Source organism: Gemmatimonas sp. (assembly GCF_044376735.1).
Taxonomy (GTDB): Bacteria; Gemmatimonadota; Gemmatimonadetes; order Gemmatimonadales; family Gemmatimonadaceae; genus Gemmatimonas.
The window spans coordinates 39834-51253 of the sequence record NZ_JBILKJ010000017.1; the positions used below are offsets into that span (position 1 = coordinate 39834).

At 63.8% G+C, this 11420-nt stretch carries 9 protein-coding genes and 1 pseudogene; all 10 read right to left on the reverse strand.

Annotation, left to right across the window (positions count from 1 at the left end):
• Positions 1-9: 9 nt before the first annotated feature.
• Positions 10-1389 (reverse strand): phosphomannomutase/phosphoglucomutase, encoded by a 1380-nt coding sequence (locus ACIRA7_RS04625; protein ID WP_396219648.1) that lies wholly within the window; start codon positions 1387-1389, stop codon positions 10-12.
• Between the two features lie 55 nt (positions 1390-1444).
• A complete protein-coding gene (locus tag ACIRA7_RS04630; RefSeq protein WP_396219649.1) occupies positions 1445-3007 on the reverse strand; it encodes an NADH-quinone oxidoreductase subunit N in 1563 nt (520 codons plus the stop codon).
• Entirely contained in the window at positions 3007-4581 is a 1575-nt protein-coding gene (locus ACIRA7_RS04635; protein ID WP_396219650.1) for a NuoM family protein, read from the reverse strand. The genes ACIRA7_RS04630 and ACIRA7_RS04635 overlap by 1 nt, the downstream gene beginning before the upstream one ends.
• Positions 4582-4584: 3 nt before the next feature.
• Positions 4585-6612 carry an NADH-quinone oxidoreductase subunit L gene (gene nuoL, locus ACIRA7_RS04640; RefSeq protein ID WP_396219651.1) on the reverse strand — a complete coding sequence of 676 codons (2028 nt, stop codon included), beginning with the start codon at positions 6610-6612 and terminating at the stop codon, positions 4585-4587.
• Positions 6609-6902: an NADH-quinone oxidoreductase subunit NuoK gene (gene nuoK / locus ACIRA7_RS04645; protein WP_396219652.1), complete on the reverse strand. Its 294-nt coding sequence runs from the start codon at positions 6900-6902 to the stop codon at positions 6609-6611. Before nuoK ends, nuoL begins: the two co-directional genes overlap by 4 nt.
• On the reverse strand, positions 6899-7405 hold the full coding sequence (locus ACIRA7_RS04650) for an NADH-quinone oxidoreductase subunit J (protein ID WP_396219653.1): 507 nt from the start codon (positions 7403-7405) through the stop codon (positions 6899-6901). The genes nuoK and ACIRA7_RS04650 overlap by 4 nt, the downstream gene beginning before the upstream one ends.
• A complete protein-coding gene (locus ACIRA7_RS04655; protein WP_396219654.1) occupies positions 7402-7899 on the reverse strand; it encodes a NuoI/complex I 23 kDa subunit family protein in 498 nt (165 codons plus the stop codon). Before ACIRA7_RS04655 ends, ACIRA7_RS04650 begins: the two co-directional genes overlap by 4 nt.
• Positions 7900-8198: 299 nt before the next feature.
• Positions 8199-9206 (reverse strand): annotated as a pseudogene (gene nuoH / locus ACIRA7_RS04660) (NADH-quinone oxidoreductase subunit NuoH); the annotation flags it as partial.
• A gap of 77 nt (positions 9207-9283) precedes the next feature.
• Positions 9284-10867: a 2Fe-2S iron-sulfur cluster-binding protein gene (locus ACIRA7_RS04665; RefSeq protein WP_396219655.1), complete on the reverse strand. Its 1584-nt coding sequence runs from the start codon at positions 10865-10867 to the stop codon at positions 9284-9286.
• A gap of 7 nt (positions 10868-10874) precedes the next feature.
• The coding region (locus tag ACIRA7_RS04670) for an NADH-ubiquinone oxidoreductase-F iron-sulfur binding region domain-containing protein (protein ID WP_396219656.1) at positions 10875-11420 on the reverse strand (546 nt) is incomplete at its 5' end.

Below are 11420 nucleotides of genomic sequence, written 5' to 3' on the forward strand. Positions count from 1 at the left end.
TACGCGTGATCAGAGCGAAACGCCCTGAGTCTGCAGCCATCCTTCCATCACGCCGCGGATCTCGGCCAGCCGCTCGGCCGAACTCGCCTCGAAGCGCGCGACGATCACCGGTTGCGTGTTCGATGCACGCAGCAGCCCCCAACCGTCACCAAAGAGCACTCGTACGCCATCGACATCAATGACCTCGTGCGTCGCCTTGAAATACGTGGCAGCACGAGCGACGATGGCAAACTTCGACGCCTCGTCGGCATCGATGCGCAACTCCGGCGTCGAGACGAACGGCGGTACATCGGCGAGCAGCTCGTCGATACGCTTTCCTGAGTCGGCGATGATGCGCAGCAGTCGCGCCGCCGCGTACAACGCGTCATCGTGGCCGTAGAAGCTCTCGGTGAAGAACATGTGCCCCGACATCTCGCCGGCAATCGGCGCGTGCATCTCCTTCATTTTGTCTTTGATGAGGGAGTGTCCCGTCTTCCACATCACGGGAACACCGCCGGCCGCTTCGATGCCGTCCATCAGCGCCTGCGAGCACTTCACATCGAAGATGATGGGCTGGCCGGCGCCGGTGCGGGCCAGGACATCGCGCGCATACAGGATGAGGATGTGATCGCCCCAGATGATTCGTCCATCGCGATCCACCACACCGATCCGATCGGCATCACCGTCGAAGGCCACGCCGATTTCCGCACCACTCGCCTTTACCGCCGAAATGCAGTCCTCGAGATTCTCGGGGACCGTCGGGTCGGGATGATGATTGGGGAAGGTCCCATCGCTCTCGGTGAACAGACCGATCCCGTCGATACCGAGCGCGGTCATCAACTGAGGGGCCACCAGTGCGGCCGCGCCATTGCCGCAGTCGTACACGACCTTGAGCGTCGAACCATCCGAGCGCGTGATGCGGCCCACGCGCGCCGCGATATCACTGACGTAGCGATCGATGACCGGCACCTGGCGAACGACACCGGTACCCGACGGAAAGACGCCACCGACGATCATCCGGTACAGCAGCTGGATCTCTTCACCATGCAGCGAGCCCGTACCGACACACATCTTGAAGCCGTTGTACTCCGGCGGATTGTGCGAACCGGTAATCTGGATGCCACCGACTACGGGCTCGTGATGCAGCGTCCAATACAGCAGGGGGGTGGGGACCACGCCGACGTCGACAACATCGACACCGCACTCGGTGAGCCCACGTACGAGCGCATCGCGCAGCGCGTCACCACTCGGCCGATTGTCTCGCCCTACGGCGACGGCCCCGGTGATGCCATGGGCATCAAGATACGCCGCATATCCGCGACCGAGTCCGTACGCCACCTCCTCCGTGAGGTCGGTACCCACGACGCCACGGACGTCGTACTGCCGGAAGATCGTCTGGCTGATGGCCATTATCGGAGCCTGTCGAAACTTGGGAATGAGATCAGACGGCGTTGATCGAGCGCACTCACCGGATAAAGCTCGCTGCCTTCAAACGCGGGGCACCGTTCGACGTCGGCAGACCCGCCGACGCAGCCGTTCCCGGCAGTGCACGACGCGCGAGTTCGATCATCGGTGTCGGATAGACGCCCAGCACCAGCAACAGCAGACAGGTGGCCGCGATGAGTGACTGCGCCATCGGAATGGTAGACGGTACCGGATGCCCTTCCGGACGCGGGCGCATGAACATCGCCGAAATCACGGACAAGTAATACGCCGCCGAGACGGCACTACTGAGCACCACGATGACCGCAAGGATCGTCTGGGGCGTGGTGGCCTCCAGGGCCGCCTGCAGCAGATACCACTTGGCGAAGAAGCCCATGCCACCGACCAGCGGCATTCCCATGAAGGCCAGCAGGAAAACGGCCATCGACACGGCAAGCCATGGACGGACCAACCAGAGTCCTGCAACGTCGTCGAGCGTGGGTGACCGGTCGCGACCGCCATTGACGACGATCAGCACGCCGAAGGCGCCCATCGTGGCAAGCGTGTAGGACACCGCGTAAAAGACCAACGCCGTCGTGCCCGCTGTCGAGGCGACCACGATCGTGACGAGCAAATAGCCGGCGTGCGCAATGCTGGAGTACGCGAGGAGACGGACCAGATTCTTCTGCGCCAGGGCAAACACATTGCCGGCAACCATCGTAACGACCGCCAGCCACCACATCGCCGAGTGCCAACGCGAGGCGGCCCCCGGCATCGCTTCGATCATGACGCGCGCGAAAACGGCGAACGCTGCCGTCTTGACGCAGGCAGACATGAATGCCGTGATCGGCAACGGCGCGCCGTCGTACACGTCGGGCGTCCACAGATGAAACGGGGCGGCCGCGACCTTGAAACCGAAACCCGCGAGCAGCAAGCCAGTACCGACGATGAACATCGGCGCCAGATTCGGCTGCGTCGAGACCCACTGCGCGATATCGACCAGACGCGTGCTGCCGGTGGCACCGTAGATCAAGGCGATGCCATACAGAAGGAAGCCGGACGAAACAGATCCCAGAATGAAGTACTTCACGGCGGCTTCAGCACCGCGCGCACTGCGCCGATTCACGCCGGCCAGCACGTAAATCGCAAGGGACATCAACTCGATGCCGAGGAAGACAAACATCAAATCTCGTGCGGCCGCGAGCACCATCATGCCGGTGGCCGCGAGCAACATCAGCACAGGGACCTCCGGACTGAACGCCGCGCTGCGATGGTGTTCGGCGTCGAGAAGGATGAGAGAGAGCACCGTACCGAGCAGGATCACGAGATCGACCGCCCACCGGAACCCATCACCGGCGATGCGCAGGTCGGGCGTGCCGTTCACGCCATCGCCCCACGCGATCATCACAACCAAGCCGACCAGCAGGCACAGCACGACGCCGAAGCGGGTTAGGGCGCTGGTCTTCTCGGCCCCCTCCGCCATGGCCGCGTCGTTGCTCTGCGGATTCCAGACGGTCGCCAGCAGCATGACCATGGCGCCGGCCGACATCAGGAGTTCGGGAGCCAGCGCGCGAAACAGCACGCCGGCGGACAGGGTAGCGCCCATCAGCGGACCACGGAGACGTTGGGGAGCGAAGTGGCGGCATTCGGACCGAAGCGCACCGACTCGATGATGTTCTGTGACGCGCGCTCGATTCGCTGCAGCATCGGTTGCGGCGACACGCCGAGGTAAATGATCGCTACAGCGAACGCCGCCATCACCACGCGCTCACGGCCGGTAAAGTCCGTGAGCGCTCCGTTCTTGGCGGTATCGATGCGTTCGAACAGCACGCGCTGCAATGCCCCAAGACCGTAGGCCGCGGCGAAAATCACACCGCTCGTCGCAATCACCGCCAGCACGGGACGTTCCGCGTAGGTGCCGATGAGCACGAGAAACTCACCGACAAATCCATTCGTTCCAGGCAGTCCGATCGTGGACAGCATGACGAGCGTCAGCATCACACTGAACATCGGGACCACTTTGGCGATCCCGCCGAAACCGGCCATGTCGGTAGTACCGCGCCGATCCTCGAGCATGCCTACCAGCAAAAAGAGCGCGGTCGTGGAGATGCCACTGTTGACGATCGTGACCACCGCCCCCTGCACCGCCTGCTGCGTCAGCGCGAAGCAGCCGAGCATGATGAAGCCGAGGTGACTGATCGAACTGTAGGACACCATCCGTTTCATGTCGCGCTGCGACATCGCGAGCAACGCGCCGTACACGATGGCGATTACCGACAGCGCGAGGATCGTACCGCGCACCGTCGGTTCCATGGCAGCGGCCGGAAAGAGCGGAATCGCGAAACGAAGGATCGCGTACGCGCCGACCTTGATACCGAGCGTGACGGCGGCAAAGGTCGGTGCGGCACCTTGGGCATCCGGCAACCAGGTGTGGAACGGCACCAAGGCCGATTTCACCGCAAACGCGAGGAAGAACGCACCGAACATCCAGAGCTGAGCTCTCGGCGTGAGGGCGAGTCCCATGAGCTGATCAAGGTGAAACGACGAACTGCCGCCCAGCGTCCAGAGTGCCAGAATCGCCACCAGCATCAGGAGTGAGCCGACGAGCGTGAAGAGCACGTACCGCAGACTGGCGCGCGAATGGCCGGCGACTCCCCAGATACCGATCAGCAGGTACGTGGGAATAAGCATCAGCTCCCACGCCAAATAGAACGCGAGCAGGTCGAGCGTCACAAACACGCCGATCACTCCCGTGGTGAGCATCAGCGCGAGTGCGCCGAACGCGGGCGTGCGCAGGCGGACGTTGTTCCAGGAGCCGAGCAGCGCCAGCGGCAACACCAGCGCTGTCATGACGACCATCGGCAGCGACAGACCGTCAACGCCGAGACTGATGGTGGCACCGATGTCGGTGAGCCACGGCAGGTCCACGCGCGCCTGCCATCCGGTGGCGCTGGGATCGAAGACCGTCCACAGGGCAAGGCTGAGCAGCGCTTCGATCGACAGCGCTGCCAGGGTGAGCATACGAGCGTCCGGCCCGCCGCTGGGCGCCTCCGTGCCGTCTTCGTTGCGCGACATATCTCGCCCGCCGAAGCGCACGAGGAGCGCGGCCGCCATTGGCCATATCAGCATGGCCGGCAATACCCACTGCGCGGCCCCGATCGAGAGAAGGAAATCGCGCATCGGTCAGCTCAGGGTGAGGGCGGCCAGAAGCGCGAGTGCACCGGCGGCCAACAGCCAGGCGTACTTCCCCACGTCTCCATCCTGCAACTTGCTGCCCACGAGGGCTGCGGTTCGCGATAACATCGAGCCGCCCGCGCTGAACGCGCGGTCGACGCCCGTCTCCACGCCACGGGTGAGCACCACGTTGGCGAACGCGGATATGGGTCGCACGAGGATGGCGTTCACCAAACCGTCCACGTGGTAGGCGCGTGCGAGCAGGCTGTCATCGACCGGCGAGTGCGCCTTGTCGGCCATGGGCTTCCGATAGCGGAGCAGCGCGAACACGATGCCGACGACGGCAACGGTGGTCGCCACGGCAACGAGCACGGTTTCGGTTCCGTGATCAAGATGACCGGGGCCAGCGAGCCGGGTCGTACTAGCGCCCGTGACCGGCTCCAGCCAGCGCTCGAGTACGCCGACCGGGCCGATCGGAAGCAGCGCTGGCAAGTTCAGCCAGCCACCACCTACCGTCAGCGCGCCAAGTATGAGAACCGGCGCGGTCATGATCATCGGCGCTTCGTGGAGCATCTCCTGCTCCGCCTCGCCTGTGCGGTTGTTGCCGTAAAAAGTGAGCAGCAGCATACGCGTCATATAGATCGCCGTCAGCAACGCAGTCAGCACACCGATCCCGTACGTGGCATACAGCACGGTGCTGCCTGGAAGTCCCAACAGCGAGGCGCTGGCGAGTGGGCTGCCCTGGGCCCGGGCAAAGACCGACGCGAGAATCTCGTCCTTCGAGAAAAAGCCGGCCAGCGGAGGAATACCGGCAATCGCCAGCGTGGCCAGCGTCATCGCGGCCGCCGTGGCCGGCATGTACTTGGCCAGCCCACCCATGTTGCGAAGATCCTGCGGATCGTCGTCGCGATGGGTGTGATGATACGCATGGTGCATCGCGTGAATCACCGAGCCCGCGCCCAGGAACAGCAGCGCCTTGAAAAACGCGTGCGTAACCAGATGAAACACGCCGGCGGTGTACGCGCCGCTGCCGACGCCGACAAACATGTAGCCGAGCTGGGAGACGGTCGAGTAGGCCAACACCTTCTTGATGTCCCACTGACGGAGCGCGATCGTGGCGGCGAACAGGGCCGTGAGGGCCCCGACGGCCGTGACCACCAGCGACGCCTCCGGGGCGCCGGAGAAGATCGGGGCCGCCCGCGCGACGAGATACACGCCGGCGGTCACCATCGTCGCCGCGTGGATCAGCGCCGACACGGGCGTCGGACCCGCCATGGCGTCTGGCAGCCAGATGTACAACGGTAGCTGCGCGCTCTTGCCCGCGCAGCCGATAAACAGAAAGAGGGCAATCGCCAGCACGACCGGCGAACCGACCATGCCGCCAAGCACGGCGTGGGCGCCGACGAAGTCGAGCTTCTGCGTCGTGACCCAGATCAGGAACATGGCGACGAGAAATCCAAAGTCGCCGACCCGGTTGACGACGAAGGCCTTCTTCCCCGCCTCGGCGTTGGCCTTGTCGCTGAACCAGAAACCGATCAGCAGGTACGACGCGAGGCCGACGCCTTCCCAGCCGACGAACAGCACCGGGTAGCTCGCGCCCAGCACGAGCACCAGCATGAATGCGACGAACAGATTGAGATAGGCAAAGTACCGCGCGTAGCTCGCGTCATCGCGCATGTAACCGATGGAGAACAGATGGATCAGCGACCCGACGCCTGTGATCACGAGGACCATCAGGATCGACAGCTGGTCAAGCTGGAGGCTCCAGTCGATGACGAGGTTGCCCACCGGCATCCACCGCCCATATCGAACGACATGTAACGCCAGGTCTGGCTCGCGCTGCATGCCGAGGAACAGGGTCACTGCGACGCCGAACGCTGCCAGAATCACGCCCGGACCAATCACCGTCACGAGCGGGTGGCGCGCCGTGGTCGCGTTGTCGCCATCCAAGCGCTTCCCGAAGAACGCGATCGAGCCGTTGGTCAGAAAGCCGAGGATCGGGAGCATGATGAGCACGCCAAGCATGGTCGGGATCATCCGCGAAGCGTCCGCAGCGAGGACAGATCGACCGTACCGAAATGCCGGAAGACCGCGATCAGGATCGCCAGACCCACGGCTGCCTCCGCCGCGGCGATCGTCATCACCATCACCACGAAGACTTGCCCGGTGACGTTGTGCATCTTCGCCAGCGCCACGAAGCTGAGGTTCACGGCATTGAGCATGAGCTCAGCGCACATGAAGAGGATGATCGCGTTTCGGCGGGTCATCACGCCGACCACACCGATGACAAACAGAATCGCCGAGACGATGAGTGCTTCGGAGATCATGCGCGTACCCGCTTCTTGGCAAGGAGGACGGCGCCGACGACCGCCACCAGCAGCACCAGACTAGTGAGTTCGAACGCCACGAGATAGTCGGTAAAGAGCGAGGCGGCGACACCTTCGACGGCATTGTCGACCGCCGGCGCCAGCGCGACACGCGGAATCTTCTGTCGCTGAACGACCAACAGATTCGCCAGCAGCGCCAATCCGACCACACCGGCCCCCAAGCGCGGGCCAATCGACCGGATATCGGAAATCCCGCTCCGCCCGAGGTTGAGCAGCATGACCACGAAGACGAACACGACCATGATCGCGCCCGCGTACACAAGCACCTGAATGACCCCGACGAACGGCGCGTCGAGCATCACGTAGAGGCCAGCCAGTGCGATCATCACGTTGACCAGCCACAAGGCAGCCGGCACCGGATTCGTTCGCGTCACGAACAGCAACGCCGAGACGATGGCCAACAACGAGAACAGGTAGAAATGGAATTCGAAGAAGCCGTTCATTCGCCCTTCGGGTCGGCAGGATCCCAGAGTTCGCTCACCGGATGCGACTGCGCCATCAGGCGCTCCAGATCGTACACGAACGAGGCGCGATCGAACTCCGCGTTCTCGTAGTGGCGGCCCAGATGGATGGCCTCCTCTGGGCACACCTCCTGACAGAACCCACAAAAAATGCAGCGAAACTCGTCGATCTCGAATACGAGCGGATAGCGATTGCCCTGCTCATCCTCACCCGGCGTGAGCTTGATACAGTTGGCCGGGCAGACGGTCGGGCACAGACCACAGGCGACGCACTTCGCCTTGCCGTCTTCGGTCGTGAGCATACGATGGGTGCCGCGCCAGCGCGGCGACAAATCCCATTTCGTTTCAGGATACTGCATCGTGACCTTGTGGGGATCCACCAGGTGCTTGAGCGTGGTGGCCATCCCTTTCAACGTCGCCCGCACGTAGCTCACGCGCTCGAGCGGGCGATTCATGACCTTCACACCGATGGCCATCAGTCGCCTCCCTCGGCGATCAACGTGGTCGTGACGGGGAGCGCTGCCGTCAGCGAATGCGCTGGCGCCGGAACTGATCCCTGGCGCTGCGAGGCAAGTTGGCGGCGCGAGAGGTCGAGCCCTCGGGCGCGCAGGCGCTCGAGATCGGTCGGGCCCACGCGCGCGCTGGCCGGACTGATCAACTTGCCCTTATCCAGCCAGGCGAGCAGCCCGGCGATGATCACAATGTTCATACCGAGCAGCGCCATCGAGAACATCGGACCGCGTGCCACGCCAAGCATGTCGAGTCCCAGCGTCGCCGCCGCGATCACAACGATGTACCCCAACGCGATCGGCAGCATCACGCTCCATCCGAGCGACATCAGCTGATCGTACCGGAAACGCGGCACGGTCCAGCGCACCCACATGAACACGAACAGAAAGAAGCCGGTCTTGATGGCGAACATGGCCATCGTGGCCAGGGTCTTGAGCACGCTGTACGGTCCGACGTTGTCCCACTGCGTGAACGGGATGTCCCAGCCGCCAAAGAAGAGCGTGGCGGTCAGGCCGCTCGCCGTCGCCATGTTTGCGTACTCCGCAATGAAGAACATCGAGAACTTCATTCCGCTGTACTCGGTGTGATATCCGGCCACCAACTCCGACTCCGCCTCCGGCAGGTCAAAGGGTAGGCGGTTCGTCTCGGCGAACGCGGCCACCAGGAACGTGAACCACGCGACGGTCAGCGACAACACGTTCCATCCCATGTGCGACTGCTGCTGCACGACGGTCGTCAACGAGACGTTCCCGGCCAGTAGAATGACCGGAATGGTCGACATACCCATCGCGATCTCGTAGGAGATCATTTGCGCGCTCGACCGGAGTCCGCCCAGCAGCGCGTACTTGTTGTTCGATGACCAACCCGCCAGCACGATGCCGTACACGCCGAGCGAGGAGATCGCGAGCGTAAACAGGAAGCCGACCGACAGCGGGGCGACGGCCATGTCGATCAGCCCCCACGGCGTCGGCAGCGAGGACGCGAGGGGCAGTACCGCCCACGTCAGCATCGCGGGAATGAACGCCAGCGCGGGCGCGATGAGAAAGAGCCAGCGATCGGCCGCGGCCGGATTCGTCTCTTCCTTCATGAAATTCTTGATGCCGTCAGCGACGGGTTGCAGGATGCCCCCCGGCCCAGCGCGATTCGGACCGCGCCGGTCTTGAATCCACGCGGCGAGCTTTCGCTCCGCCAGTGTCAGGAAGGCGACGCCTACCATGTAGAGCCCGAACACCACCATGATCTTGATGGCGCTGGCTACCACATACGTGCCGATCGCCGTCGGCTGTGACTGCGGATCGGCCACCGGGAACCAACGCAGGAGGTCGAGCGCGGGAAGAAGCGCAACGGGTATCACGCTGTCACCTCAGCCGCGCCCGCCGGGATGGCGTGGTCGACGATTGGGAGTCCACGCAGCCCCAGCGCCTCGTAATCCAATCCCGCAAACGACGCATGCGTGGTGGCAAGGGCGGCGAAGACTTCCGCTGGCAAGTAGTAGTGGCCGTTGCCACCGACCGCGGTGAGCAGGTCGGCCAACACGTACCACGTGGGACGCGCCACACCAGGCGCCGCCTTGGCCTGCAGGAAGCGCTGCACGCGTCCACGCAGGTTGGTCATGGTTCCTTCTTCTTCCAGAATATTCGTAATCGGCAACACGACGGCCGCGCGGGCCTCGAGCGTCGCCGGCAACGCCGTCCCGACAAATACGATCGAGGAGGCGCGATCGAGATCCGCCGCAGCGATGCCGCGGAGTTCGTCGCCGACGATGAGCAAGGCGTCGCCCTCGCGAAGCGCGGTCCCGATGACATCCGTCTCGGTGAAACCGAGCAGTCGCGCCGCGGTCGCGTTCGCCGCGCGCTCGCTCCGTAGCGCCAGATCCGGTGCGCCCGGCAGCACGGCTTCATCACCACGCTCGAGGCGGAACACGGCGGCACCACCAGCGGTGTCGACGGTTCGCTCCAACAAGAAGAGCGCTTCGTTGGACAGGCTCGCCGAAGCCAGTACGACCAGCCGGCGACCCGTCAGCGCGCGCGCCGCACTCCCCACCGCCTCATCCCACTCGGCGATCGCCAGGGCATTGCCACGACGAACGAGCGGCTGATCGATGCGATCACGACGATTGAACTCGCGATATCCCTGACGGCCAACCTCGCACATGTAGTACTGATTGACCTGATCGTTGGCGCGTGGTTTGAGCCGCAGCACCACATTGTCGCGCGTTTCCGCGACCGCGTTGCACCCCTGGCTGCAGCCCGTGCACACGGTCGGCGCGCGATCGAGTTCCCAGGCGCGCGCGCGATTCAGGAAGTCCTTCGAAAGCAGCGCGCCGACAGGACAGAGATCGATCACGTTGCCAGCCCACGGGTTCGTGAGGTCGTGTCCCTCGGCCTTGCCGATGAACGCCCGATCGCCACGCTCCGAGACATTCAGCACGGGCTCCTGTGCCACATCCGCCATGAAGCGGACACAGCGCGTGCACAGAATGCAGCGGTTCTGTACGTAGAGCACATCACCACCGAAATCCTCGACCGGACTGAATCGCTTTGGCTCGCGATAGCGCGAGTCGGCCCGCCCTTCGGCGAACGTGTAGTCCTGCAGTTCGCACTCGCCCGCTTGATCACAGATCGGGCAATCGAGCGGATGGTTGATGAGGAGGAACTCGAGCACGCCCTTGCGGGCCTCGAGGGCCTTCGGCGAGTGGACATGCACCACCTGCCCCTCACCGACCGACGTCGCGCAGGCCGGTGTGAGCTTCGGAAACTTCTCGACTTCGACGAGGCACATGCGACACACGCCGGCCACCGGGAGTCCCGGATGGTAGCAGTAGTGTGGAATGAGCACGCCAGCGGTCTTGGCCGCCTCCAGAATCGACATCCCATCCGGTACGGTGACCGGACGGCCTTCGATCGTGAGCGACACCATCTTCACATCAGCCATCAGTTCCTCACGCGGCGGAGGCGCGGAGCGCCCCCGGTACGGAAACCATCGACTTGTTCGCGGCGATCTTCGCCTCGAATTCGTGTCGGAACTTCTTGAGACCGGACATCACGGGGGTTGCGCAGGAGTCACTCAGCACGCAAATCGTCTTGCCCGTCATCCCCTCGGAAATCGCGACCAGCGTATCGAGATCCTCGGCGGTGCCCTGCCCATCACGAATGCGCTCCATGATGCGGGTAATCCACGCCGTGCCCTCGCGACACTGCGTACACTGCGCGCAGCTCTCGTGTGCGTAAAAGCGCGTGAGGCGCGCGATCTGCCGTACCATATCCTGCCGATCATCGAACACGATCACACCGCCGGAGCCGAGCATGGTGCCCGACGCGACGAAGCCCTCGTAGTCCATGATGGCCCCCTCGGCCTCATCACGGGTGAGGATGGGTACCGACGAGCCACCGGGAATGACGGCCTTGATCTCACGGCCCTCGAGCGGACCGCCGCACAGATCGTACAGAAAATCCTTGAATGGAAATCCCAGCGCCACTTCGTAGTT